The sequence below is a fragment of the Mesorhizobium sp. L-8-3 genome, assembly GCF_016756615.1.
Lineage (GTDB): Bacteria > Pseudomonadota > Alphaproteobacteria > Rhizobiales > Rhizobiaceae.
On sequence record NZ_AP023262.1, the window covers coordinates 1,172,982 to 1,198,760 of the forward strand.

26 protein-coding genes and 1 pseudogene are annotated in these 25,779 nt (G+C 64.4%); 13 read left to right on the forward strand and 14 right to left on the reverse strand.

The genetic code is table 11. The annotated features are described in order from the left end of the window. Positions 1–138 precede the first annotated feature (138 nt). The 8 genes and pseudogenes from JN302_RS05385 (at position 139) to JN302_RS05420 (ending at position 7,081) form a co-directional block, all read left to right on the forward strand. Positions 139–1,125: a glycosyltransferase gene (locus tag JN302_RS05385; RefSeq protein WP_202310527.1), complete on the forward strand. Its 987-nt coding sequence runs from the start codon at positions 139–141 to the stop codon at positions 1,123–1,125. 24 nt (positions 1,126–1,149) lie between these two features. Next, positions 1,150–1,851, forward strand: a complete 702-nt coding sequence (locus JN302_RS05390) for a class I SAM-dependent methyltransferase (protein ID WP_202310528.1) — start codon at positions 1,150–1,152, stop codon at positions 1,849–1,851. A 4-nt stretch (positions 1,852–1,855) separates the two neighbouring features. Further along, positions 1,856–2,206 (forward strand): EamA family transporter, encoded by a 351-nt coding sequence (locus JN302_RS05395; RefSeq protein ID WP_202310529.1) that lies wholly within the window; start codon positions 1,856–1,858, stop codon positions 2,204–2,206. A gap of 122 nt (positions 2,207–2,328) precedes the next feature. Continuing rightward, a complete protein-coding gene (gene gshB, locus JN302_RS05400) occupies positions 2,329–3,267 on the forward strand; it encodes a glutathione synthase (RefSeq protein ID WP_202332230.1) in 939 nt (312 codons plus the stop codon). A gap of 146 nt (positions 3,268–3,413) precedes the next feature. Next, positions 3,414–3,648 (forward strand): annotated as a pseudogene (locus JN302_RS39760) (magnesium chelatase domain-containing protein); the annotation flags it as partial. A gap of 184 nt (positions 3,649–3,832) precedes the next feature. Further along, positions 3,833–5,365, forward strand: a complete 1,533-nt coding sequence (locus JN302_RS05410; RefSeq protein ID WP_202332231.1) for a YifB family Mg chelatase-like AAA ATPase — start codon at positions 3,833–3,835, stop codon at positions 5,363–5,365. 499 nt (positions 5,366–5,864) lie between these two features. Further along, positions 5,865–6,587, forward strand: a complete 723-nt coding sequence (locus JN302_RS05415; protein ID WP_202332232.1) for a hypothetical protein — start codon at positions 5,865–5,867, stop codon at positions 6,585–6,587. Next, complete coding sequence (locus JN302_RS05420; RefSeq protein WP_202310533.1) at positions 6,584–7,081, forward strand: type II toxin-antitoxin system VapC family toxin; 498 nt, start codon at positions 6,584–6,586, stop codon at positions 7,079–7,081. Before JN302_RS05415 ends, JN302_RS05420 begins: the two co-directional genes overlap by 4 nt. A gap of 266 nt (positions 7,082–7,347) precedes the next feature. Here the strand turns inward: JN302_RS05420 and JN302_RS05425 are convergent, their stop codons facing one another. After that, positions 7,348–7,965, reverse strand: a complete 618-nt coding sequence (locus JN302_RS05425) for a transglutaminase-like cysteine peptidase (RefSeq protein ID WP_202310534.1) — start codon at positions 7,963–7,965, stop codon at positions 7,348–7,350. Positions 7,966–8,337: 372 nt separating this feature from the next. Then, a complete protein-coding gene (locus JN302_RS05430; protein ID WP_202332233.1) occupies positions 8,338–9,618 on the reverse strand; it encodes a polyhydroxyalkanoate depolymerase in 1,281 nt (426 codons plus the stop codon). Positions 9,619–10,023: 405 nt separating this feature from the next. Between JN302_RS05430 and JN302_RS05435 the strand changes: the two genes are divergently transcribed. Then, the gene (locus tag JN302_RS05435; RefSeq protein WP_202332234.1) at positions 10,024–11,406 is read left to right on the forward strand and encodes an IS1380 family transposase; all 1,383 of its coding nucleotides are present in this window, start codon (positions 10,024–10,026) and stop codon (positions 11,404–11,406) included. 155 nt (positions 11,407–11,561) lie between these two features. On the opposite strand, the gene JN302_RS05440 is transcribed toward JN302_RS05435, so the two are convergent. The 6 genes from JN302_RS05440 to dnaK form a co-directional block, all read right to left on the reverse strand. Next, positions 11,562–11,855 (reverse strand): DUF1330 domain-containing protein, encoded by a 294-nt coding sequence (locus JN302_RS05440; RefSeq protein ID WP_202310538.1) that lies wholly within the window; start codon positions 11,853–11,855, stop codon positions 11,562–11,564. A 26-nt stretch (positions 11,856–11,881) separates the two neighbouring features. Then, positions 11,882–12,580: an orotidine-5'-phosphate decarboxylase gene (pyrF, locus tag JN302_RS05445; protein ID WP_202332235.1), complete on the reverse strand. Its 699-nt coding sequence runs from the start codon at positions 12,578–12,580 to the stop codon at positions 11,882–11,884. 150 nt (positions 12,581–12,730) lie between these two features. After that, entirely contained in the window at positions 12,731–13,324 is a 594-nt protein-coding gene (locus JN302_RS05450) for an NADPH-dependent FMN reductase (protein ID WP_202332236.1), read from the reverse strand. Positions 13,325–13,471: 147 nt separating this feature from the next. Then, positions 13,472–14,089, reverse strand: coding sequence for a phospholipid N-methyltransferase PmtA (pmtA, locus tag JN302_RS05455; RefSeq protein WP_202332237.1), 618 nt, complete (start codon positions 14,087–14,089; stop codon positions 13,472–13,474). 99 nt (positions 14,090–14,188) lie between these two features. After that, positions 14,189–15,322: a molecular chaperone DnaJ gene (dnaJ, locus tag JN302_RS05460; RefSeq protein WP_202310548.1), complete on the reverse strand. Its 1,134-nt coding sequence runs from the start codon at positions 15,320–15,322 to the stop codon at positions 14,189–14,191. A gap of 185 nt (positions 15,323–15,507) precedes the next feature. Further along, positions 15,508–17,424 carry a molecular chaperone DnaK gene (dnaK, locus tag JN302_RS05465; RefSeq protein WP_202310550.1) on the reverse strand — a complete coding sequence of 639 codons (1,917 nt, stop codon included), beginning with the start codon at positions 17,422–17,424 and terminating at the stop codon, positions 15,508–15,510. Between the two features lie 249 nt (positions 17,425–17,673). On the opposite strand from dnaK, the gene JN302_RS05470 reads away from it, so the two are divergent. Then, positions 17,674–18,759, forward strand: coding sequence for a zinc metalloprotease HtpX (locus tag JN302_RS05470; RefSeq protein ID WP_202332238.1), 1,086 nt, complete (start codon positions 17,674–17,676; stop codon positions 18,757–18,759). Positions 18,760–19,005: 246 nt separating this feature from the next. Here the strand turns inward: JN302_RS05470 and JN302_RS05475 are convergent, their stop codons facing one another. From JN302_RS05475 to JN302_RS05490, 4 genes are all read right to left on the reverse strand, one after another. Next, positions 19,006–19,362 (reverse strand): hypothetical protein, encoded by a 357-nt coding sequence (locus JN302_RS05475; RefSeq protein WP_244743012.1) that lies wholly within the window; start codon positions 19,360–19,362, stop codon positions 19,006–19,008. Between the two features lie 21 nt (positions 19,363–19,383). Beyond that, on the reverse strand, positions 19,384–20,091 hold the full coding sequence (locus tag JN302_RS05480) for a L,D-transpeptidase (RefSeq protein WP_202332239.1): 708 nt from the start codon (positions 20,089–20,091) through the stop codon (positions 19,384–19,386). A gap of 12 nt (positions 20,092–20,103) precedes the next feature. After that, positions 20,104–21,027, reverse strand: a complete 924-nt coding sequence (locus JN302_RS05485; protein ID WP_202314562.1) for an ABC transporter substrate-binding protein — start codon at positions 21,025–21,027, stop codon at positions 20,104–20,106. A 292-nt stretch (positions 21,028–21,319) separates the two neighbouring features. After that, positions 21,320–22,306, reverse strand: coding sequence for a Gfo/Idh/MocA family protein (locus JN302_RS05490; protein WP_202310556.1), 987 nt, complete (start codon positions 22,304–22,306; stop codon positions 21,320–21,322). Positions 22,307–22,653: 347 nt separating this feature from the next. Here JN302_RS05490 and minC point away from each other — a divergent pair, with 347 nt between their 5' ends. From minC to minE, 3 genes are read left to right on the forward strand one after another with little or no spacing between them, the layout of a single operon-like run. Next, positions 22,654–23,373 (forward strand): septum site-determining protein MinC, encoded by a 720-nt coding sequence (gene minC, locus JN302_RS05495; protein ID WP_202332240.1) that lies wholly within the window; start codon positions 22,654–22,656, stop codon positions 23,371–23,373. Between the two features lie 19 nt (positions 23,374–23,392). Beyond that, entirely contained in the window at positions 23,393–24,208 is an 816-nt protein-coding gene (minD, locus tag JN302_RS05500; protein WP_202310560.1) for a septum site-determining protein MinD, read from the forward strand. Further along, positions 24,205–24,471 carry a cell division topological specificity factor MinE gene (gene minE, locus JN302_RS05505; RefSeq protein WP_202310562.1) on the forward strand — a complete coding sequence of 89 codons (267 nt, stop codon included), beginning with the start codon at positions 24,205–24,207 and terminating at the stop codon, positions 24,469–24,471. Before minD ends, minE begins: the two co-directional genes overlap by 4 nt. A gap of 36 nt (positions 24,472–24,507) precedes the next feature. Here minE and JN302_RS05510 read toward each other — a convergent pair whose 3' ends face one another. Both JN302_RS05510 and JN302_RS05515 read right to left on the reverse strand, forming a co-directional pair. Next, the gene (locus JN302_RS05510; RefSeq protein WP_202332241.1) at positions 24,508–25,089 is read right to left on the reverse strand and encodes a YceI family protein; all 582 of its coding nucleotides are present in this window, start codon (positions 25,087–25,089) and stop codon (positions 24,508–24,510) included. A gap of 51 nt (positions 25,090–25,140) precedes the next feature. Then, positions 25,141–25,731: a cytochrome b gene (locus JN302_RS05515; protein ID WP_202332242.1), complete on the reverse strand. Its 591-nt coding sequence runs from the start codon at positions 25,729–25,731 to the stop codon at positions 25,141–25,143. Positions 25,732–25,779: the final 48 nt, after the last annotated feature.

Sequence of the window (25,779 nt, forward strand, 5' to 3'; positions counted from 1 at the left end):
CGTCGCTCGCCATCTTCGCCGGCAACCCCAACCCTTTTCCCGAGGCCTAAACCTAGCCTTAACGGCTTCAATAAATAGTAAAGCGGCGGCAGCGGCAGATTGCGGGGAAACGTTGCCGGACGCCAATCGGAGAGCAGCATGCTTCATTCGGCCCAGGACGAGCTTGCCATTGCCGTGCTCATTCCATGCTGCAACGAGGAACGCACCATCGGCGACGTCGTCCGGCGCTTCCGCGAGGCACTGCCGGCTGCAACGGTCTATGTCTACGACAACAACTCGCGCGACCTGAGCGCCCTGGCGGCACGCGCCGCCGGCGCAGTCGTGGTGCGCGAACCGCGCCAGGGCAAGGGCCATGTCGTGCGACGCATGTTCGCCGACGTCGAGGCCGATATCTATCTGATGGCGGATGGCGACGGCACCTATGCGCCGGAGGACGCGCCGCAACTCGTCAACACGCTGCTCACGGAACGCTCCGACATGGTGGTGGGAACGCGGCGCGGGGTGACGGCCGATGCCGGCCGCGCCGGCCACGCCATCGGCAACCGGCTGTTCAACGGGCTCTACAAGCAGCTCTTCGGCCGCGACTTCAGCGACATATTCTCCGGCTATCGGGCATTCACCCGGCGTTTCGTGAAGAGCTTCCCGGCGGTATCCGGCGGTTTCGAGATCGAAACCGAGATGTCGGTCCATGCCTCGCAGCTCAAGCTGCCGGTGAGCGAGATCGCGCTCGACTACGGCCGCCGCGCCGAAGGTTCGGCCTCCAAGCTCTCGACCTGGAAGGACGGCGCCAGGATACTCTGGATGTTCGCGATGCTCTTGAAGGAGACGCAGCCGCTGCGCTTCTTCGGCGCGTTCGCGGCCATGTTCCTCGTGGCCGGCGTGTCGCTGGCGATGCCGGTGCTGGTCGAATATGCCGAAACCGGGCTGGTGCCCCGACTGCCCACCTGGGTGCTCTCGATGGCGCTGGTGGTCTTGTCCATGCTGATGGCGGTGACCGGTCTCATCCTGGATTCGGTGTCGCGCGCGCGGGCCGAGCAGAAACGCAGCTTCTATCTCGCCATACCGCGCCTGCGCGCGGGCACGGCGCGGGAAGGGCGCCACATCGAACGCCGCCGGGCAGCTTGACGACCGCGAAGAGGGAAAACGATCTTGAACCGGGAAACCACCAATCGGCTCCGCTTCGTGATCGAGGACGTGCTGCCGCCCGTCCTGCGCGATTCCGCGCTGTTCCGCTCCGTCGCCAAGCTCGCCTGGGGCGAGCACATCACGCGCCTGGCGGCATTCCGCGAAAGGGCGCCGTTCCTGACATCGGCCGAATATGAGGCGCTCTATCGCGACCATCCGCGCGTGCATGCCGGGACGGACAATTCCGAGGCATGCGTCCGGCGGATCATGACGGAGCTCAGCGGAGACAGCGTCTGCGACGTCGGCTGCGGCACCGGCGTCCTGCTGGCGCGCATTCGCGACGCGCGTCAGGGCAAGGGGCAATTCACCGGCGTGGACTTCGTCATCGACGACGCAGCCGCGCTTCCCGGCATCGGCTATGTCGCAGCCAGGATCGAAAGCCTGCCTTTCGAGGATGCGGCCTTCGACACCGTCGTCTGCACCCATGTGATCGAGCATGTGCTGGACTACAGGCGGGCGATCGCCGAGCTTCGCCGCATCGCACGCAGGCGCCTGATCATCGTGGTGCCGCGCGAGCGCGAATATCGCTACAGCTTCAATCCGCATTTCAACTTCTTTCCCTATGCGCATTCTTTCCTGCGCGCGATGCATCCGGTCCCGGAGGGCCATGTCTGCATCGATATCGGCCGGGACATTTTCTATCGCGAGGATCGGCCGGGAGCCTGACGAGGTGAATGCGTTGCCGCTTCCGGTGCTGGCCGGACTGGTGCTGACGCCGCTTCTGATTTCGGCGGGGCAGATCCTGTTCAAGCTGACGAGCGGCCGGGCCGCGGCGGGCGGCCTGTTCGCCATTCTTCTCGATCCCTATCTGCTTGCCGCCTTTGCGATCTACGGCTTCGGCACGATCGTCTGGGTGCATGTGCTGAAATCGGTGCCCCTGACCGTCGCCTATCCCTTCATGGCGCTCACCTTCTGCGCCGTGCCCCTGCTCGCCTGGGCGCTGCTCGGCGAAACGCTGAGCCTGCGCTACATGATCGGCACCGCCCTGATCATCGCCGGCCTCCTCGTCGTCAACGGCTGACGCGGCGGAGCCATCCGGGAGCCCCGGCTCGTTCCCCTGCTTGACAGCTCCGGGGCGCAGGCGTCATGTGCCGCCGCGACGCCGGGCATCCGCTCCGGCCACAGGAAAGCCGGAGCCGATCCATGCCGCTCAGTATCGCCATCCAGATGGACCATGTGTCGACGATCAGCATCGCCGGCGATACCAGCTTCGCGCTCGCGCTGGAGGCGCAGCGGCGCGGCCACAGGCTCTATCACTACACGCCCGACCGGCTCACGATGCGCGACGGCAAGGTGATCGCGCGGATCGAGGAACTCGGCGTGCGCGACGTGAAGGGCGACCATTTCACGCTGGGCGAGCCGGTGCGCACCGATCTGAGCGAAATGGACGTGATCCTGCTCCGGCAGGACCCGCCATTCGACATGAACTACATCACCACGACCCACATACTGGAGCGGATCCATTCCGAGACGCTGGTCGTCAACGACCCGGCCTGGGTGCGCAACAGCCCCGAGAAGATCTTCGTCACCGAGTTTCCGGAGCTGATGCCGGAGACGCTGATCACCAAGGATCCGCGCGAGGTCGACGCCTTCCGCAGGGAATATGGCGACATCATCGTCAAGCCGCTCTACGGCAATGGCGGCGCCGGCATCTTCCATCTGCACGAGGCCGACCGCAACCTCGCCTCGCTGCTCGAGATGTTCGCGCAGATGTTTCGCGAGCCCTTCATCGTGCAGCGCTACCTCAAGGAGGTGCGGGCCGGCGACAAGCGCATCATCCTGATCGACGGCGAGCCGGTCGGTGCGATCAACCGCGTGCCGGCCGAACACGATTCGCGTTCCAACATGCATGTCGGCGGCCGCGCGGAGAAGACCGAGCTGACCGAGCGCGAGCGCGAGATCTGCGCCCGCATCGGCCCGTCGCTGAAGGAGCGCGGCTTCATCCTGGTCGGCATCGACGTGATCGGCGACTACATGACCGAGATCAACGTGACGTCGCCGACCGGGGTGCGCGAGATCCGGAAATTCGGCGGCGCCGATGTCGCCGCTTTGTTCTGGGACGCAGTCGAAGCCAAACGCTGAGAGCCCCCGGAGGCCCTGCTTCGATCCGGAAATGTTCCCCCTCCTTCGGGGTGGGACATCAACCGTTTGATGTATATGTTCTTCTAATGTTCTTGCTTTATCCTGCAATCTATGCTTGTTTCTAATAAAAGGCCCATGTCGGGCTGATCGTTCGGCTTCCGGCCGGAAACAGAGCAGGAAAGCATGGTTTCACGGGTGCAGCAGTGCCCGTGCAGGTGATGATCGCCCCGGGGGAAGATGAGCATCCACTTCATCGGCCTCCCGGACAAGGCGCTCGCCGAAAGCCCGGAACGCGTGCAGGCGGCGCTGCATGCCTTCGGCCTGTCGATGCCGGCCAGGAAGGTCACCGTCAATCCGACGCCGGCCGGCCAGCGCAAGCAGACCGATGTGGCACTTCATCGTGACGGCCGGGCGCCGCCCCTCCGACCAGTCGGGCAGTGGCCTGGTCAACCGGCAGATGTTCCTTAAATGTTCTTGCTTCTTCCTGCAATCTATGCTTGCTTCCAATACAGGGCTCTTGTCGGGCCGATCCCTTCGGCTTCCGGCCGGAGGCAGAGGGGCAAACATGGTTTCACGCGTACGAACGGTTGCATTCCAGGGCATCGAAGCGCTGCCCGTGGACGTGCAGGTGATGATCGCCCCGGGCAAGATGAACATCCATATCGTCGGCCTTCCTGACAAAGCGGTCGCCGAAAGCCGGGAACGCGTGCAGGCGGCGCTGCATGCCTCCGGCCTGTCGATGCCGGCCAAGAAGGTCACCGTCAATCTGGCGCCTGCAGACCTGCCCAAGGAGGGCAGCCACTACGACCTGCCGATCGCGCTCGGCCTCATGGCCGCGCTCGGCGCGGTACCGGGCGACGCCCTGGCGGACTATCTCGTGCTCGGCGAGCTGTCGCTCGACGGAACGATCGCGCCCGTCAACGGAGCGCTGCCGGCGGCCATCGGCGCCAACGCCCAGGGCAAGGGGCTGATCTGCCCCGCCGCTTCCGGCGCCGAAGCCGCCTGGGCCGGCGCCGAGATCGACATATTGGCGCCGCGCAGCCTGATCGCCATCGCCAACCATTTCCGCGGCACCCAGGTGCTCGCCCGGCCGGAGCCGAGCGTGCAGGCCGCCGCCGGCGACCTGCCCGACCTCGCCGACATCAAGGGCCAGGAGAGCGCCAAACGGGCGCTCGAAGTGGCAGCGGCCGGATCCCACAATCTGCTCATGGTCGGGCCGCCCGGCTCGGGCAAGTCGATGCTGGCGCAGCGGCTGGCCTCGATCCTGCCGCCCCTCGCTCCGAAGGAACTGCTCGAAGTCTCCATGATCGCCTCCATCGCCGGCGAGATCGCGGGCGGCAAGCTGACGGACCGCCGGCCGTTCCGCGCGCCGCATCACTCGGCCTCGATGGCGGCCATGGTGGGCGGCGGCGTCAGGGCGAGGCCGGGCGAGGTCTCGCTCTCGCATCACGGCGTGCTGTTTCTCGACGAGTTGCCGGAGTTTTCGCCGGCCGTGCTCGATTCGCTCCGCCAGCCGCTCGAGGCCGGCGAATGCATGATCGCGCGGGCCAATCACCGCGTCACCTATCCGGCGCGCATCCAGCTCGTCGCCGCCATGAATCCGTGCCGCTGCGGCATGGCCGGCGAACCCGGCTACCGTTGCGCCCGGGGTCCACGCTGCCAGAGCGACTACCAGGCGCGCATCTCCGGCCCGCTGCTCGACCGCATCGACCTCAGGATCGACGTGCCCGCAGTTTCGGCGAGCGACCTGATCCGGCCGGGGCGAGCCGAGCCGAGCGCGACGGTGGCCGAACGCGTCGCGCGGGCCCGGGCGATGCAGCGCGAACGTTTCGAGCGGCTCGGCCTGGGATCGACGCTCACCAACGCGCATTGCCCGACGGCACTGGTCGAGGAGATCGCCGCCCTCGATGCGGCGGGCCTCACTTTGCTGCGCGACGCCAGCGAAAAGATGGGCTTTTCCGCCCGCGCCTATCATCGGGTGCTCAAAGTGGCGCGCACGCTTGCCGATCTCGACGGCACCGACAGCGTCGGGCGCCTGCATCTGGCCGAAGCGATCTCCTATCGCGTGATCGGCGACCGGATGGCCCAAGCTGCGTGAGGTGGGTATCGTCAGCGAGGGTCGACGTGATCTATACGAATCTCGACCACTTTCCTCGGGACACTCTCTCGGTCCTCTGTCGCATCATCCGGGGCGACGACGTCATAGCTGAAGTGCTTGTTGCGCAGCCGGCCGCGCTAACCGTGAAGCGTTGCGCTGAAGCGGCTGGACTCGAGGTCACGCGGTTAGCAAGCCATTCGCGGCGCCACCGAGATCATCGATTGGTCAAACCCATGCTCGGCGTGCAGGTCGATACAGCATCCATATGGGGTGGGTGGGTTCCTATGAAGCCGAAAGTTCCACCTCCGGTCCCATCGAACGACAGCGCTAGATTCAGCCAACCGGTCCGGGGCGAGGCGGCTCGATTCTTCGGGAACAAGAACGTCGTAGAGTTGAATTGACGCAGGCAGCGCAAGAGTGCATCGAACACCTTAATCAGGCGTTATCCTTGGCGTGGCAAATTGCTACCGGAGTCGAGCCTGGATCGCCGGAGAAAGTGATGAGCGAATTCTTCGAATATCCCTTCCGGATCATAGGCCCCACGCCTGACACTATCCCAATGTCGCGCCTTGCAACGTACGTGGCGGAATTGGCCCGTTTGATGGGTTCGCAGGATGCGGTGCATTTTAGTCGGATCGAGGACAAGAGCGTTAGTATTGTAGCCTTTGCCTCGTTGGAAGAAGTACCGCTGATCTCTCCCCGCATCCGCTCAGCGGCGTCGGGCGACGTGAATGCTGACGCTGCCGCGCCCTGGAGGAAGCTCAACGAATTCCTTGCCGAAGACGGTTGGACGGCGGAAATGCCCCTACCAAATAGCGGCGAGGTCATTGCGTTCCCGGGCAAGTCAAAGACTGTCGCGATCCTGCGAGCGGTAAGCCAGCCCACGTCAGTTCAAGGTCGTCTTATCCGGATAGAGGGCGGAGGGGAACAGGTACGAGTTGGCCTTGAAATCGATGGTGATTTGACCGCTAGGATTTCAATAGGTTCTCAGCTAGCCCAGGATCTCGCCAAACACTTTCATCGCAGTGTACGCATGAGTGGCGAAGGAAGATGGAGGCGTGAGGGGGATGGCAGGTGGAACCTCGAGCATTTGGCTGCAACGTCTTTCGAGGTGCTAGAGGACGCCACACTGGACGAAGCATTGGCTCGCCTTCGGGAAATAGTGCCGCCGGGCTCAGGCGAAGAAATTGTGCGTGCAGTCGATGAGTTGCGCAGCGCATGATTGTCGTCGACACGAATTTCCTCGTCTTAATGATCGACCCTACTAGCACGCAAGATACTAATCGGCGGTCGGATCGCGTCAGGCACTTCGTTGAAACGGTATCGAAAAGCAAAGAAGAAATAACAATCCCTGCCCCGGCTCTGGCTGAATTGGTTGCGGGAAGGGCTGACAGAGTCGAAGAGATTGTTGAGGCCGTCCGCAGTTTGAAAGTGTTCTCAGTCCAACAATTCGACACCGTAATTGCGATCGAGACAGGCGAGCGAATCGCCTTGGCGCAAAGCCAAGTCCCCGCGGATCAACGTGTGCCAGGTTGGAAGGTCGCGATGAAGTATGACGCAATGATAGCGGCTACCGCAATAGTCCGCGGGGCTCGAGCGATCTACACGACAGACAGGGGCTTCGAGAAATACCTGCAAGGAACTGCCGTTCTGGTCAACCTTGTAGACGATTTGCCATTGCCACCTGAGGACCCCCAAGGTCATCTGAATCTGTGATACGCGGCAGCGATTATTTTGGGAAAATCCGGTGCTCAAACAAATAGATAGAGCGGCATCACCGATTCCATCGGCGATGCCACAGCCTTTGGCGTTTGGTTTTGGTCCCGTTGCCACATATTGGGGCCGATGCTGTACCTGCTGTGGCGCCTACAACTTCGATTTCGGCCAGCACCGACCGCGCGTCTGAATCTGGACCTCTCGTATCGATTGCGCCCGCCATCGTGCGGCGGCCAGCTACGCTGCCATATTGGAACGCCGCGCCCCTACTGAACAGCCCCCACCATCGTGGTCTGGCCCTCGCGGATCGAGACCCAGCGGCCGGTGTGCTCGCTCGACTGGCGCTTGAGATAGCGGTAGCCGGTGTCGTCCCAGGGGCGGACCTTGTTGGTCAGGTTGTCGAGGATGAAGTCGCCCTTGTCGGTCCTGACGGTCAGCACCGCATGGCCTTCGCCGTCGGGCTTGCGCACGACCGTGATGAGCAGGTTCGACAGCGAGATGCCCTTGGCGTTGAGCTCGCGGCGCTTTTCGAGCACATAGTCCTCGCAGTCGCCGGCACCGTCGGGATAGGCCCAGACCTCGTCCTTGCCGTAGAGGTCGACGTCGTTCATCGGTTTGACTGATTTGTTGACCGACAGGTTGATGTCGCCGATCTCCTGCCACAGCGCGTTGGTCATCTGCTCCGGCCCAATGTCCCGGAAGCGGATGTCGCACTCCGCCGGATTGGCCTTGCAGAATTCGAAATGCCCGATCGGCTGCGAGGTCAGGCCTCCGGTCGCCATCGGCGCGGCGACCGCTGCGGCGGCCGAAAGAAGGCCGGCCACAAGCCCCATTGCAACTCCCGTGCGCGCAAGCGCGCTTCCGCCCTTCGGTGAAGAGAACATGCCCCGACCCCGTCGACCCCTGTTACATTCGTTAATAAAACGTTAAAAGGGTTTCGGGGGGCCTGTCAATTCCGAGATGCGGGCCGATTGCCGGCATGGTTACCGTTCCGGCGCGACCGCGACGATTCTGCAACAGGCGAGGCTGGGCTTCGCCCGCGTGGCGTGCAGAGACGCCTACCCTTCGCCTGGGAACATAGCCTCCGGGAGGTGGCGGCCATGATCGCGTGCGATGCCCAGGCTTCGCCTTCAGCAGGAGCCGACCGGGAAAAAGCTTCACCGGCCGCTTCCACGCGGCATGGACAGCCGGGCCAAAAGCATCGTTACGTTGAAGGCCGGCGCATCCTCTGTGAGGATGCACCGGCCGAAAGGCTGTCAGCCTTTTGCCACGCGCACGATGCGCGGCTTGACCGCGGGGCGGTTTTCCCGGCCGTGGCTGGTGATGAAGTCGACGATGCGCGGCACGATCTCGGAGCGGAAGCGCGAACCGTTGAACACGCCATAGTGGCCGACGGCAGGCTGCAGATAGTGCGCCCGCATGTCGGCCGGAATGTTGACGCAGAGATCATGCGAAGCCTGCGTCTGGCCGACGCCCGAAATATCGTCGTTCTCGCCTTCGACCGTGAACAGCGCGACGTTGCGGATCGCGCCGGGATCGACCAGCTCGCCGCGATGGCGCATGCGGCCTTTCGGCAGATCGTGGCGAACGAAGACCGTCTCCACGGTCTGGAGATAGAATTCGGCCGTCAGATCCATGACCGCCAGATATTCGTCATAGAAGTCGCGGTGCTTCTCCGCGCTGTCCCCGTCGTTCTTGACCAGGTGCAGGAAGAATTCCTTGTGAGCGATGATGTGGCGATCGAGATTCATGCTCATGAAGCCCGAAAGCTGCAGGAAGCCCGGATAGACGGAGCGGCCGAAGCCCGGATCGGGCCAGGGCGCCTGCATGATCACATTGTCGCGGAACCAGTCGATGCCCTTCTCCTCGGCCAGCAGATTGACGGCGGTCGGGTTCCGGCGCGTGTCGATCGGGCCGCCCATCAGCGTCATGCTCGACGGCGCGTAGCGGTCGCCGCGCGCTTCCATGACCGACACTGCCGCGAGCACGGGCACGGAAGGCTGGCAGACGGCCATCACATGGGTGTCGGTGCCCAGCGCGTGCAGCATGTCGATGACGTAGTCGATATAGTCGTCGAGGTCGAAACGCCCCTCGGAGACAGGCACCATGCGGGCATCGACCCAGTCGGTGATGTAGACCTCGGCATGAGGCATCATGGCCTCGACCGTGCCGCGCAGCAGCGTCGCATAGTGGCCGGACATCGGCGCGACGATCAGCAGCTTGGGATCCTTCTTCTCGCGGGCGGCCGGCAAGGCGCGCTCGAAATGGATGAGGTTGCAGAAAGGCCGCGACCAGACGATGCGTTCGGAGACGGGCACCGTCTTCCAGTCGACGACCGTCGTCGGAAGATCGAAGCTCGGCTTGCCGTAGCGGCGCGTCGTCCGCTCGAAAAGTTCCGCCATGGCCGCGACGGAACGCCCCCAGGGCGTGTGCGAGAACGGGTTGAGCGGGTTGGAGTAGAACAGCTTGACGGCGTCCGCATAGGCCCGGAAGGGCTGGATCGCCGCATGGTTCAGTTCGTAGAGCTGATAGAACATTCCGTTTCCGTAGCCGTGCGCGACATATCGCGTCCACGATCCATATTGTTATGCAACAAAATTATCACCGAATTGCTGCGACGCAATACACAGTCACAGAAATGTCACGTCATGCTTTGGTCCAAGGCCGTACCACCCTTGGACCTGAATGCATTCTTGAATGGCGGCAGAATCGGGTGCCCTGGAAACGGCAGGGCCTTTGGAGCGGCGGCTGCACCGATGCCATCGGTGCCGCCGCTCGGCCTCATAGTTTGAACATCGGATTTGTCCCGAAACCGGCTCGCGCTTTCGGGAGACCTGCTCCGGCCTAGCCCGGATATCTCACACAGTTGAAGTGCATCGGGGCTCCGAATCAGGGAAAATGCTTCTGCTACAAAGACTTACCCTTAGCAGAGGTGGTCCCCGATGCAGACACAGTGTAGCCCGGAACGGTTTGACTTTGGACCTGTTGAAAGGCGCGCGGTTGTGGCCGGTTTTGACGGTGGCACGATCACCTCGGATGCTGGCGCGCTGCTGCTGGGGCTGACGGACCGGGCCATCGGGCTGGTGGGCCGCTTTGCCCGGTGCTTCGTGGATGCCCGCAATCCGGAGCTGATCGAGCATGAGGTGAAGACGCTGGTTGGCCAGCGGGTGTTGGCACTGGCGCTGGGTTATGAAGACCTGAACGACCATGACGAATTGCGCCATGATCCGGTGATGGCGGTGCTGGCCGGCAAGCTCGAGGCGCGCCGTCACAAGAAATGCGCAGCCCTGGCCGGCAAGTCGACGCTCAACCGGCTGGAACTGAGCCGGCCGCAGCCTTCGCGCTATCACAGGATCAGCCATGATCCGGCGGCGATCGAGGCGCTGTTCGTCGAGCTGTTCATAGGCGCGCACGCCGCCCCGCCCGAGGAGATCGTGCTCGATCTGGATGCCACGGATGATCCCCTGCACGGCGACCAGGAAGGGCGTTTCTTCCACGGCTATTACGGCCATTACTGCTACCTGCCGCTCTACATCTTCTGCGGCGATCACCTGCTGTGCGCCAAGCTGCGGCCGGCCAATATCGACGCCGCCGCCGGATCGGTCCAGGAGGTCGAGCGTATCGTGTGCCGGCTGCGTGAGCGCTGGCCAAAGGTGCGCATCGTGCTGCGCGCCGATTCCGGCTTCGCTCGCGAGGAGTTGATGGCCTGGTGCGAAGCCAACGCCGTCGACTATCTGCTCGGCCTGGCCCGCAACACCCGGCTGGTCGGCCACATCGCCGCTGAATTGGCGGTGGCCGAAGCCGAGGCCAGCGACAGCGGCAAGCCCGCCCGCTGCTTCAAGGACTTCATGTGGACCACCCGCAAGAGCTGGAGCCGGCAACGCCGGGTCGTGGCCAAGGCCGAGTGGACGCAAGGCGAAGCCAACCCGCGCTTCGTCGTCACCACCCTCGACGCCAAGGCGTGGCCGGCCCGCAGCCTCTATGAGGATCTCTACTGCGCCCGCGGCGAGATGGAGAACCGCATCAAGGAATGCCAGCTCGACCTGTTCGCCGACCGCACCTCGGCCGCCACCATGCGTGCCAACCAACTCAGGCTCTGGTTCGCCTCCATGGCCTATGTGCTGATCTGCGCGTTGCGCCGCGTCGGCCTGGCCAATACGAGGCTCGCCAGGGCAAGCTGTGCCACCATCCGTCTCAAGCTGTTCAAGATCGGCGCCCTGGTCAGCATCTCGGTGCGCCGCATCAGGCTGGCCATGAACTCCGCCTGTCCCTTCCAGCGCGAGTGGGCACTGACCTACGCCAAGCTCGCCGACGCCGCCCCGTGAGCGGCTCGCAACTGAGATCCTTCAACCCAACCCACAAAGCAAATCGCCGAAACGCAACAGCCGCTCCAAGCGGACGATGCCGTTCGCACTCGCTTCACACACCCTCATCCAAGACCGCGATACCCATCATCACGACAAGCCGTGAGAAATCCGGGCTAGCTCTCGTAGCCGTCCACGATGATCATCTCGGCTTCGGCATGCCGCTGGCGGATCGCCTTGGCGGCCTGGTATTCGGGCGAGTTGTAACACTCCTTCGCCGCCTCGAAGGATGGAAACTCGATCACGACGTTGCGGCCCCGGCCGCGGCCTTCCATCGCCTCATAGGCACCGCCGCGCGCCAGGAACCTCGCCCCATATTTCTCGAAGGCAGGTTTCGCAGTTGCGACATAGTCTTTGTAGCCCTCGGGATCGCGGACATCGACATGGGCGATCCAATAAGCCTTGGCCATCTCTTTCTCCCTTGTGTCGGCCGCGCTCAGGCAGCGGCCATTTCGGCGAGGATAGCCTGCGCCGCCTGCTTCCTGTCAACCGCGCCGATGATCGGCCGCGCGACGACCAGATGGCTGGCGCCGGCGCGGATCGCTTCGGCCGGCGTCATTACCCGCTTCTGGTCGCCGGCCGCGCTGCCGGCCGGACGGATGCCGGGGGTGACGACGGCCATGTCGGGCCCGACGATACGACGCACAGCGGATGCCTCCCCGGCCGAACAGACGACGCCGCCCATGCCGGCCAGGACGGCCTGCTCGGACCTTCTCAGCACGAGCGTGTGCGGATCATATTCGTAACCGGCATCGTTCAGGTCCTGCTCGTCCATCGAGGTGAGCACGGTCACGGCGAGCAGGCAGAGGCCGCTTCCCTTCGCCGCTTCGGCCGAGGCCCGCATCGCCTTGGGATAGGCATGCAGGGTCAGCATCGACACGCCCATGCGCACGATGTTCTCCACGCCCTTGGCCACCGTGTTGTCGATGTCGAGCAGTTTCATGTCGAGAAAGACCCTGGTGCCGCCGCTCGCCAGTTCGCGGGCGAAGTCGAGCCCGCCGGCGAAAGCGAGCTGGTAGCCGATCTTGTAGAAGGAAACGACACCCTCGAGCTCGCGCACCACCTTCTCCGCCTCGGCGACGGTCGGCAGGTCGAGCCCCACGATCAGACGGTCACGCATGGTGTCTGGCTGCATCGTCCACTCCTTCGATGAATTTCCACGAGCGTCCAATCGCAGATCGCGGCGCAATCGGAAAGCCTGAACATGGAGATATTCAAGCTCCTCGCTTCGAGGCCGGCTACCCCCACCGGGCTCAGCCTGCGGGCTGCGTGCAGCAGCCGGCGATCACCGCTCCACCGCCGTGGAAAACATGTGGGCTCGCTCGACCAGCGCGCGCACGACATTCTCCATGGCCTGGCGCAGCCGCTCTTCCCGGAAACCGCCGTCTTCGTCGAAGGCCTCGCTTGCGCGGCCGACCGAACATTGCGGGGTCACCACCTCGACCCCGCAGGCCATCAGCACGGAGCGGAGGTGGTAGAGACCGCGCACGCCGGCAAAGGCTCCGTCGGACGACGAGCAGAGCGCGGCCACCTTGCCCGCGAAGGGCCTGAAAGCACGTCCGTTTTCCCTGCGGATGCGACTCACCCAGTCGATCGTGTTCTTCAGCAGGGGCGGGATCGAGGAATTGTATTCGGGGCTCGCGATCAGCAAGCCGTCACTGGCAGCGATCAGCCGGCCGAGCCGCAAGGCGTTCTCCGGGATGCCCTTCTCGCGCTCCAGGTCCTCGTCCATGATCGGCAGGGGATAGTCAACGAGCGAGACGCGGGTGACGTCGGCTCCCTGCCTCGCGAGCTCCCCGACGGCCGCGTCGGCCGTGCGGATGCTGAAGGCCCCGGATCGGATCGATCCGGCGAAGACCAGTATTTTCGGCACCGGCAAGGCTTGTCTCCCGCATATCCAACGAGACCGGTACAGGACGAGCGCGCGAAGTCAACCACCGTGCCGGCCCGATTGGCTTTCGATCTTCGGAGCTCGCGATGCGCAGATACGAAGTATCCGGGCATCCATTGCGCATACGAATGGACGCTAGTGCCTGCGGCCGGAAACGGCGCGGCGATAGATCCACAGCTGGGTGGGCGGAATGTTTCGCAGCACGAAGTCGAAATGCTCGACCGTGTAGTCGCCCTTGCCGGCGGGGACGGGCGAGAGCGGGCCGTAGGTGAGCTGCACGACCGGGCGTCCGGCCGGGATGCGGCCGAGAAGGTCCTCGATGTAGCGGATGCGCTGGGCGACCGGGAAGTTGAGCAGGGGCACGCCCGAGATGACGGAATCGAAGATCATGCCGCGCTTGTCGCCCAGCGTGGCGTCGAGGTTGAACGCGTCGCCGTGAATGACGTTGATGCCGTCAAACTGCCTCCTGAGATGCCGGACGAAGTCCTCGGAATATTCCACCGTGTAGAGATGCTGCGGCTTGACGCCCCGCGCCAGGATCGCCTTGGTAATGACGCCCGTGCCGGGCCCGAGCTCGAGCACCGGCAAGCCGGAGCCGGGATCGATGACCGAGGCCATGCGGCGCGCGGTGATCGAGCTGGTGGGGATGATCGACCCAACGGCCTTCGGCTTGTCTATCCAGCCCTTGAAGAAGCGAAGCTCGTCGTCGAACTTCTCGGCGAAGGCTTTGCGAAGTCCGTTACCGCGTGCCATGAACGTTCTCCTCAACCCCGCCGTGAGCGGATCATTAGCGGCAATGCCACTGGGGGCAAGATACGGTCTTGCCCCCGCTGTGGAAAGCCGCGCGTTCGGTCACCGTTCGCCGAAGGATTCGAAAAAGTCCTTCATGCGCGAGAAGAAGCCGCTCGACTGCGGGGAATTGTCGTTCGAAGACAGTTTCTCGAACTCCTCGAGCAGCTCGCGCTGGCGCCGGGTCAGGTTCTGCGGGGTCTCGACCGACACCTGGATATAGAGATCGCCGACCGCCGGCTGACGCAGCACCGGCATGCCCTTGCCCTTGAGCCGGAACTGGCGGCCGTTCTGCGAGCCTTCGGGCACCTTCACGCGCGTCTGGGTTCCGTCCAGCGTCGTGACCTCGAAGGAGCCGCCGAGAGCGGCTGATGTCATCGAGATCGGCACCTTGCAATAGAGGTCGGCACCGTCGCGCTGGAAAAGCTCATGCGGCTTCACCGACAGGAAGATGTAGAGATCGCCGGATGGCCCGCCGCGCAGGCCGGCCTCGCCTTCGCCGGCGAGACGGATGCGCGTGCCGTCCTCGATGCCGGCCGGGATATTGACGGAAAGCGAGCGCTCTTCCGTGACCCGGCCCTGGCCCGAGCATTTCGGGCAGGGATCCTTGATCATCTGGCCGCGGCCATGGCACTGCGGACAGGTGCGCTCGACCGAGAAGAAGCCTTGGCTGGCGCGCACCCGGCCGGCGCCGGAGCACATGGTGCAGGTGACCGGCTGCGTGCCGGGCCTGGCGCCTGTGCCCGAACAGTCGGTGCAGGAGATGGAAGCCGGCACGTGGATCTGCGCGGTCTTGCCTCCGAAGGCCTCCTCGAGCGAGATTTCCATATTGTAGCGCAGGTCGGCGCCGCGCTCGCGGCCGTTGGAGGAGCGGCGCTGACGGCCGCCCATCATGTCGCCGAAGATATCCTCGAAGATGTCGGCGAAGCCACCGGCCGCAAATCCGTTCGCGCCGAAGCCGCCGCCACCGCCATTCTCGAAGGCGGCGTGGCCGAACCTGTCATAGGCGGCGCGCTTGTTGGGGTCCTTCAGCGTCTCGTAGGCTTCGTTGATTTCCTTGAAACGGTGCTCGCAGGCGGTGTCGCCGGGATTGCGATCCGGATGGAACTGCATGGCCAGCTTCCGGAACGCCGCCTTGAGCTCCTTCTCGTCCGCGCCCTTCTGGACGCCGAGCGTTTCGTAGAAATCAGCTTTCATCTTGTCCCGTCGTCCGGTCTTCGCGCATTGTCGACCGTAATTTTTTTCCGGCTGGCTTCCGATTTAGTAAACGAAAGCCTTCGATGCCATAGTCGAGGGCGCATTCCGGCCTCATTTTTCATTGCCGGCTGTGAAAAAGGCCCGGCTTGGGAGCCGGGCCCGTGGTTCAGACCACCCGAAGAGCCTCAGGCGGACTTCTTCTTGTCGTCGTTCTCATCGATTTCCTCGAAATCGGCGTCGACCACATCGCTGTCCTTGGCGGCATCGGCCTTGGCGTCGGCCTCCGCGGCCTCCTTCTGGGAGGCTTCATACATGGCCTGGCCGAGCTTCATCGACACCTCCGCCAGCGCCTGGCTCTTGGCGTTGATGGCCTCGACGTCGTCGCCCTCGGTCGCGGCCTTGAGCGCGGCGATCGCGTCGGCAATGGCCGAGCGGTCGGCCTCGGAGACCTTGTCGCCATAATCCTTGAGCGACTTCTCCGAGGAATGGACCAGCGACTCGGCCTGATTGCGGGCCTCGACCAGCTCACGACGCTTCTTGTCGCTCTCGGCGTTGGCTTCCGCCTCCTTCACCATCTTCTCGATATCGGCATCGGACAAGCCGCCCGAAGCCTGGATGCGGATCTGGTGCTCCTTGCCGGTGCCCTTGTCCTTGGCCGAGACGTTGACGATGCCGTTGGCGTCGATGTCGAAGGTGACCTCGATCTGCGGGACGCCGCGCGGCGCCGGAGGGATGCCGACCAGATCGAACTGGCCGAGCAGCTTGTTGTCGGCGGCCATCTCGCGCTCGCCCTGGAAGACGCGGATCGTGACGGCCGACTGCGAATCCTCGGCGGTCGAGAAAACCTGGCTCTTCTTGGTCGGGATCGTCGTGTTGCGGTCGATCAGGCGCGTGAAGACGCCGCCCAGGGTCTCGATGCCGAGCGACAGCGGGGTCACGTCAAGCAGCAGCACATCCTTGACGTCGCCCTGCAGCACGCCGGCCTGGATCGCGGCGCCGATGGCGACCACCTCATCCGGGTTGACGCCCTTGTGGGGCTCCTTGCCGAAGAACTGCTTCACCACTTCCTGGACCTTCGGCATGCGGGTCATGCCGCCGACGAGCACCACCTCGTCGATCTCGCCCGCCTTCAGGCCGGCATCCTTCAGCGCCGCCTTGCAGGGTTCGATCGTGCGCTGAACCAGATCCTCGACGAGGTTCTCGAACTTCGCCCGGGTGAGCTTCATCGTCAGGTGCTTCGGACCGCTGGCGTCGGCGGTGATGAAGGGCAGGTTGATCTCGGTCTGGGAGGCGGAAGACAACTCGATCTTGGCCTTCTCGGCGGCCTCCTTGAGGCGCTGAAGCGCGAGCTTGTCGTTCTTCAGGTCGATGCCCTGTTCCTTCTTGAACTCGCCGGCCAGATACTCGACCAAGCGCATGTCGAAATCCTCGCCGCCGAGGAAGGTATCGCCATTGGTCGACTTCACCTCGAACACGCCATCGCCGATCTCCAGCACGGAGATGTCGAAGGTGCCGCCGCCGAGGTCATAGACGGCGATCGTCTTGCCGTCCCTCTTGTCGAGGCCGTAGGCGAGCGCGGCCGCGGTCGGCTCGTTGATGATGCGCAGCACCTCGAGGCCGGCGATGCGGCCGGCATCCTTCGTCGCCTGGCGCTGGGCGTCGTTGAAATAGGCCGGAACGGTGATGACCGCCTTCTCGACCTTCTCGCCGAGATAGGCTTCCGCCGTCTCCTTCATCTTCTGCAGGATCATGGCCGAGATCTGGGAAGGCGACTGCTTCTTGCTGCCGGCCTCGACCCAGGCGTCGCCATTGTCGCCGTTCACGATCTTGTAGGGGACGAGCTTCTTGTCCTTCTCGGTCACCGGATCGTCATAGCGGCGGCCGATGAGGCGCTTGACCGCGAAAATCGTATTCTCCGGATTGGTGACCGCCTGGCGCTTGGCCGGCTGGCCGACGAGGCGCTCGTCGCCGTCCGTGAAGGCGACGATCGACGGCGTGGTGCGCGCGCCCTCCGCATTCTCAATGACCTTGGCGTCCTTGCCGTCCATGACGGCGACACAGGAATTCGTCGTTCCCAGGTCGATACCGATAACTTTTGCCATTTCGTTTCTCTCCGCTAAGCAGGCCGACAGGACCCCTGAGGCGTTCCGACGTCAGCCCCTGTTCACAAGATTTTCGTCCGGGCCGGTAGGCTCCCGCCCCGGACGACATTGCGGCGTATATAAGAAGACGCTCTTCGACGCGCAAGCGCTTGGCGCATGCGGGCGCGCAGCCATTTTTGCAACGGACGCGAACTCTTGCGTCAAGCTTCCGCACTCGGAAAAAGCCTCGCGCCACACCATATCAGCTGCATGTCCACGTTGAACACGATCGATCTCCTCGTCCAGCGCCGCAACCGGATGCGCAACGTGCTCCACACCTGGCTGCTCGGCGTCGCATGCCTGTTGCTGCTGGCGGCCACCGCCTGGGCCTTCGGCGGTGCGGCCGGCGTCGTCTATGCCGCACTGTTCGGTATCGTGCCGCTCGTCGTGATGCGCCGGGTGAGCCCGCGGCTGGTGCTGTCCATGTACAAGGCCGTGCAGGTTTCGCCCGCGCAATTTCCCGCCGGATACCGGATCGTGGAGGAGTTGGCGCGCCGCGCCGGCCTGCCGGCGGCGCCGAAGCTCTACGTCATTCCCTCCAGGATGATGAATGCCTTTGCCGTGGGACAGCGTGACGACTCGGCGATCGCCATCACCGACGCGCTGGCCCGTTCGCTGACCACGCGAGAACTGGCCGGCGTGCTCGCCCATGAGATGAGCCACATCGCCCATGAGGACGTGAAGGTGATGGCCTTTGCCGACATGGTGTCGCGCTTCACCTCGCTGATGTCGGCGATCGGGCTGTTCTCGCTGTTCCTCAACGTCGTCGGCTTTGCCGGCGGCTACGAAGCACAGGTTCCGTGGCCCGGCGTCGTCGTGCTGCTGGCGGCCCCGACCGCGAGCGGCCTGCTGCAGATGGCCTTGTCGCGCACGCGCGAATTCGATGCCGATCTGGGCGCGGCCATTCTGACCGGCGATCCCGACGGCCTGGCGATCGCGCTGCTCAAGCTCGAGCGGGCCCAGGGCAGAATGTGGGAAGGCATCCTTCTGCCGGGCGGCCGCATTCCCGACCCGTCGATCCTGAGGACCCATCCGACGACCGAGGACCGTATCGCGCGGCTTGCCGCCCTGAAGACGCCACCGCCAGCAACGCCGGAGCCGGATCATCCAGGCCCGGGACGCCCGATGCCGGCGCGGTCTTCGACCGTTCCGAAGATACGGTGGCACCCTCCGCACGACGCATTCGGCGCTCAGTTCCTGGCCGGCGAAGATGCACCACCGGCCTGCGGCCATGCGCTCAATCCGCCCGCCGGCCCGCCACGCATACGGACCTTGCGCGGCGGCGTTTGGTGGTGAGCGACGCCACCGCCCGCCCGAATGCCTGGACGGCTATCGCGTTCTTGCGAGATCGACGCCCGGCCGGATCATGCTGACGGCACTGCATTCGGGCACATCCGGTGAGTTGATGCCCGACGCATCCGCACGGCCTCGATCGCCGACGCGGCCCCTCCGGGCCGCTTGGCTTTCGCGCCAACAAGCGTGGGCCATGCGGCCGCGCGCGCCAGCGGTCGATTTCATTGATGGCGCTATCAGACCGTCGGATCAGGCCTTCTGGACCGAGATGACGTTGCCGGCGGTGTCGATGACGCAGGTTGCCTTCTGTCCGCTCGCGTCGAGGTGAACCTGATATCTCTGCGGGTCGATCTGCGACGAGCTTACAGGCAGGATGCGCGAGCTCTCCACGCCCAGCGGAGTGGCGGCTGCCGCCGCGCAGGCCAGTTGCAGGTCCGCCGGGGCCGTCTGCTCGGCGGTGCGCACGCTGTTGGCGGTCGGCTGGTTCGCCACGCAGCTGGCGAGCAAGCCGGCCAGGACCACGATGGACGGGCCCGCGCCACGCTTCCTCCAGGCCGTCGCGGCCCGGCCGGCGGCGCCGGATATCCAGTCGCTTCTGTTCGTCATCCCCCTGTTCGTCATCCCCTGTCAAACTCCCTTGTAGAGCGAGGCACCTTGCATCAGCACGATCACTTTCGCGCCGACACTGATGCGCGAATGGAGGTCTACGATGTCGTCATTGTTCATGCGAATGCAGCCGGACGAGACGTTGAGCCCGATCGACCATGGCTCCGGCGTGCCATGGATGCGGTAGATCGTGTCTTGGTCGCCTTCATAAAGATAAAGCGCGCGAGCGCCCAACGGGTTGTCGGGCCCGCCCGGCATGCCGTTGGCCCACTTCACGGCGTTCGGGTCGCGGGCGACCATCTCGGCCGGCGGCGTCCAGGTCGGCCATTCCGCTGTGCGGCCCACACGCACGATCCCGGCCCAGCCGAACCCTTCGCGGCCGACACCGATGCCGTAGCGGATCGCCCTCTGGCCGGGCTGGACCAGATAGAGGAAATGCTGGTTGCCATCGATGATGATCGTGCCCGGCTTCTCGGCGGTGCGGAAGGGCACCTCCTGCCGCCGGAACGCCTCCGGCACCTGCTTGTACATCGCATAGTATTTGCGGGCCTTGGTGCGGTCGTAGTCCACCCATTTGCGGGTCTGCGGATCGAATATCTGCGTCTGCGCCGCATAGGCCAGCGTCGCGCCGGCCGCGATCAGGGCGAGGGCGGCGCAGGCCGCGATCCCGCCGCGGCGGGAATTGGCGGTCCGTTCACCCGAGGCCCGATTTCTGGGAGAGAAGATCATGGCGCGCGCCCCCTATTTCGACCAGGCGCTGAGGCGCTCTGCATGATCGGCGACCCATTGCCGCGCGAAATCGGCGGGCTCCTGCCGCTCCACTTCGATGGCGTAGCTCATCTGGACGATCTCGTCGGGCGTGAAATCGATATTGGACAGGAAGGACGCAACTTTCGGCAATCTGTCGGCCGTGGCCGCGGCGAAGGCGATCTCGAACTTCGACGCCGGCCAAGCGACCGCGGCCTCGGATTTCGACAGCCAGTCGGTATCGTCGCTCGGCAGCACGACATTCCATTTGCCGTCGTCATGCGCCGGCTCGCTCAGATGGACGACATCGTGCAGCTTGAACACATGGTGCGGGCTGTAGCAGTAGAACACGATCGGCTGGCCGGTCGCCGCGGCGGCATCGACCGCGGCCATGGCCACATCCTCCGGCGCTTCCAGCAAGGTGACCGTCTTGGCGTAGCCATAGCTTTTGGCACGGATCTTCTCGATGGTCGTCGACGACCAGGTTTCCGCACCGATCCAGATCTCGCCCTGGCCGTCGCCGTCTGTGTCGAGAGCGGCGCTTTTCCTGGCGTCGCTCAGGTCGGCGACGTCCTTGATGCCGAATTTCTCGGCGGTGTCCCTGGTGGCGCAAAGGCCCTGGGTTGCCGCCACCGTCCTGGGACTGAGACGGACCGTCTTCTTGTCCTCGACATATTTCTTCACGAGTGAATCGAAATTCGGCTGCCAGACCTCCGGATGGATGTCGACCTCGCCGGTGTCGAGCCCGGCGAAGATCGTCATGGTACCCATCTCGCGAACATCGACCGTGAGGCCGAGCTGCTTTTCGATCCCGTATTTGATGATGTTGGCGGCCGCCTGGCCGGACGGCCAGTTGGGCATTCCCACCACCAGATCGGCGGCCTGGCCGGCACCACCGAATCCCGCCAGGAAAGCCATCGAAAGACTGCATTGACGCAGCCAGTAAGATTTGGCCAAAACCGCTCCTCCAGCGTCGCTTTGCGCGACCTATGCCGTCCCGTCAGCGCACATTGAAACCACAAGCACGGCGCGGGCGCCAGAGAAACTTTTCGTATTCTTCGGATAGGCGGCCGTTGCTGTCGCGGCCGCCACCGTCGCCGGTGCACTTGCAAGCGATACTTTCCCAACGAACGGAAAAGCATATTGCTGCCGCGGCATCGAAGAGATTCGCGGACGATGAAAGAGTTCTTCCCTGGTCAGGGATCAGTCGTCACAGCTTCTCCCAACCCTCATGTTCGCCGGCGCGGAAGATCGCGTCGATGACCTTCTGGTTGAGCACCGATTCCTCGAGCGTGAACACGCGGTCCTTGCCGCCGAGCGCTGCCCGGGCGAAGGCTTCGACCTGAAGCCTGTATTGCTGCGCGCCCGGGAAACGGAACACCGTCGCTTCCGTATGGTTCCGATTGTGCAGTTCGACGCGATGATGGTCGTAGAGCCCGGCGTTGAAGGGCGAATGGACCTCGATGAAGCCCTTGTCGCCGTGGAAGACCATGAGCTGGCGGGCCGCCATCTGGGTGGACAGGTAGAAACTCAGCTCGAAGTCGCCGAAATCCTGTCTGACGCTCGAATAGATATCGGTGCCGAAGGTCTTGTCGCGCTCGATCGTCGCCTGGACGCGCAGCGGTTCCCTGCCGGTGACGAAGCGGGTCGAAACCGTCGGATAGACGCCAATGTCGGGCAGCGCCCCGCCGCCGAGCGAAAGCTGGTTGCGCATATTGGCGGGGTCGACATTGTAGTAGGAGAACGCGCCCTGCACATGGCGCAGCCGGCCGATCGCGCCCGACGCCACCAGCTCGCGGATCTTGATCCATTGCGGATGGTGGACGACCATGAAGGCCTCGCTGATCAACACTTTCCGATCGTCGCGCAGAGCGATGAGCGGCAGGATGTCGGCGGCGTCGAGCGCCAGCGGCTTCTCGACCAGAACGTGCTTGCCGGCCTCCGCGGCCTTTTTCGCCCACTCGACATGCTGCGACGTCGGCAAGGGGATGTAGACCCCGTCGACCAGATCCGAAGCGAGCAGTTCCTCATAGGAGCCGAAGGCCCGCGGCGCGCCGAAACGGTCGGCGAGCGCCCGCGCCTTGTCGGCGTCGCGGCTGGCGATCGCCGAAAGCACGCCGTTGTCGGCCTCGACGATGGCGGGGATCAGCTGCTCGCGCGCTATCCTGGCGGTGGAAAGAATACCCCAGCGGAACATGGCTCCTCCTCGGATGATCGGACGAGACTATCCGGCCCGGGCCTTGAAGAAAAGTGCCGGCACAGCCTGCAGGGCGGGCTTGCGTCGGGCACCGACAGCGCGAATAGATCGCGCTCGAGCCGCTGATTCGGCACGGGCGCCGCACGGGCCGCCTGCCGGACCGAAAACACATACACCGGTTTCGGGCAAGAATCCGGTGCGAAGACAAGCACGGCGGAACAGCATCGAGAATCCACCTCGGGCGTCGCGGGGCCGGAGGCCGGATGCCAAGGACACACGAATCATGGTTAACCTTTCATTAACCAATCGCGACTTACCGTTAACCAATTAGTAAGGATTCGCCTCCCGTGAACAGCGTCGCTCCGATCCAGAAGAAGTCGATCCGCTTTCGCGCGCGCTCTTTCGTCGCCTTCGCGCTGGTGCCTGAAGCCCCCCTCGAAGAGTGGCTGCACGGGCTGGACGGCTGGATCGCGAATTCCCCGGGGTTCTTCACAGGCAGGCCGGTCGTCCTCGACCTCAACGTGCTCAAGCCGGAGGCGAGCGAGATCGGGCCGCTGGTGACGCGGCTCGCGGAGCGCGGCATCAGGACCTATGCGATCGAGGCCAAGGGCGTGCACGATCTGGGCTGCGACCTGCCGCCGGTGCTGGCCGGCGCCAAGCAGACGATCATCGAGGAGGCCCAGGTCGAGCCCGAAGACAAACCCGTCGAGGCGGACAAGGCGGCCGGGCCGCCGGCGCCCGGCGCCCTGATCATCGAAGCGCCGGTCCGCTCCGGACAGTCGATCTTCCATCCCGACGGGGACGTGATCGTGCTCGGCTCGGCCGGCTCCGGTTCGGAGATCATCGCGGGAGGGTCGATCCACGTCTACGGGACGCTGCGCGGCCGCGCCTTCGCCGGGGCCACGGGAAACCGCAACGCACGCATCTTCTGCCGCCGCAACGAAGCCGAGCTTCTGGCGGTGGACGGCTGGTATCGCACCGCGGAGGACATGGAGCCTTCCTCGCGCGGCAGGGCGATACAGGCCCTTCTGGACGAAGGCATAGTTCTGGTCGCGGCGCTCAACTGACAGGATTGGAGACAAGAGCATGGCCAAGGTGGTGGTCGTCACTTCAGGCAAGGGGGGCGTCGGCAAGACGACCTCGACTGCCGCTCTCGGGGCCGCACTGGCCCAGACCGGCAAGAAGGTCGCGCTCGTCGATTTCGACGTCGGCCTGCGCAATCTCGACCTGGTCATGGGCGCCGAGCGGCGCGTGGTGTTCGACCTTGTCAATGTGACGCAAGGCGCCGCCAAGCTCTCGCAGGCCCTGATTCGCGACAAGCGGCTGGACACGCTGTTCCTGCTGCCCGCCTCGCAGACCCGCGACAAGGACGCCCTCACCGAGGAAGGTGTCGCCGACGTGGTCGCGGAACTGCGCGAGAAATTCGATTATGTGCTGTGCGACAGCCCGGCCGGCATCGAGCGCGGCGCGCAACTCGCCATGCGCTTTGCCGACGAGGCCGTGGTGGTGACCAATCCGGAAGTCAGTTCGGTGCGCGACTCCGATCGCATCATCGGCCTGCTGGACTCCCGGACGCTCAAAGCCGAGCGCGGCGAAAGCGTCTCCAAGCACGTGCTCGTCACCCGTTTCGACGCGGCGCGTGCCTCACGCGGCGAGATGCTCAGCATCGACGACGTGCTCGAGATCCTGTCGACGCCGCTCCTCGGCATCATTCCGGAGAATCAGGGCGTCCTGCGCGCATCGAATGTCGGCTCGCCGGTGACGCTCAACGAACCCAACAACGCGGCGGCACGCGCCTATGTCGATGCCGCGAAACGGCTTCAGGGCGAGGAACTGCCCGTTGTGCTGCCGGTCGAGAAGCGAGGCTTTCTGAACCGGCTCCTGGGAAGGAGGGCCGCATGAGCTTGTTCGACCTCTTCAAACGCCGGGGCAGCGCGCCGGTGGCGCGCGAGCGCCTGCAGGTGCTGCTCGCCTATGAGCGCAACAACCGCAACCAGCCCGATCTCGTCGCCGTGCTGCGCGAGGAGATCATGGCCGTGATCACCAGGCATGTTCAGGTCGATCAGGACGACGTGCGCGTGACCATGGACCGCGGCAAGACGATGTCGACGCTGGAGATCGACATCCATATCCCCAACAAGGGCGCGATCGCGGCGGCGGTCTGACGGAACGCTACCGGTCCGACACCGTATCGGGAGCGATCACCCGCGCCTGGCGGCCAGCGTCATGTCGAAGACGACCACGTTGGAATAGATCGGCGTGCCGGCATCCATGCCATAGCGGGAGCGAAGCACCTTTCCGGTGACGCGGAAGCTGATCGTACCCTTGCCGAGCCGTTTGAGCTCCACGTTGAAGCTCTCTGTTCCCGTGCGACCGCGCGCCGTCAGCGGGCCCGACACGATGGCCGAGCTGTCGCCTGTGCGCTTGACCGAAGTCGAGCGGAAGCGGATTTCGCGCTCCCGCGCCGTATCGAATATGGCATCGGACTTCAGGAAGGCATCGGTGCGGCTCTCGCCCGTGCTTACACTGTCGGGGTAGATGACGAAGTTTACCTGGGAGGCCGTGATGTTGCCGCCGTCAATGCGGATGTTTCCCTTGAAGCGTCCGAATGCGCCGGCCAGCGAACCACCCCCCGTCTTGCCGATGGAGAAGCGGATGCTGGAACCGGCTGTGCTTACCTGGTAGCGGCCGGCGGCATCGGCGAGCGACGGGGCCGAGCCGACCGGCATGGGAACAACCGAAAGCAAGATTGCCGAGGCCATGCCGATCGCGCGGACGAACATCTTGTCCTCCGTTCAGTTGCGCCAAGCCGCCTTGCGACCAGTCCCAACGTCTCAAGCGCCGTCACTATTCCGGCTGCCCCCTTCACGAAATCGCGACGGCAGGAGCATGCGCACCAGCAGGCCGTTTTTCAGCAGGAAATGATGGCGCAGCGCCGCAAGCGCATGGATCGCGACGGCCGCCATCATGACATAACCGAGCTGGCAGTGCACAGCGATCCAGAATTGCTCGGCTCCTTCCGAGACGCCGAGCGGAAGATGGGGCACGAGGAAGAGGTAGAAGGCAAGGGTAGGAATGGCGAGGACCGAGACCGACACCAGCGCCCAGCCGCTCAGCGGCAGCACGAACATCAGCGCATAAAGCAGCCGGTGCATCCCGCGCGCCAGGCGGGTCTCCACGTCCGACACCGTCGCAGGATAGGAAGGCAACGGATTGGCCAGCCGCCACCCCAGCCGGATCATCACCAGCGCCAGTGTCAAAAGGCCGAAGGATTTGTGCCACTGGATCAGGTCGAAGGCGAGACGCTGGTTCGCCAGCCGCACCATCACCGTTCCCATCACAAGCTGACTGATGATGAGCAGGGCGATCGCCCAATGGAGGGCAATCGCCACCAAGCCGTAACTGTCCTTCCCGTTGCGGATCACCGTCGGCGCCTCCGCCGACACTAACGTCGACGAAGGCGCCGATGTTCC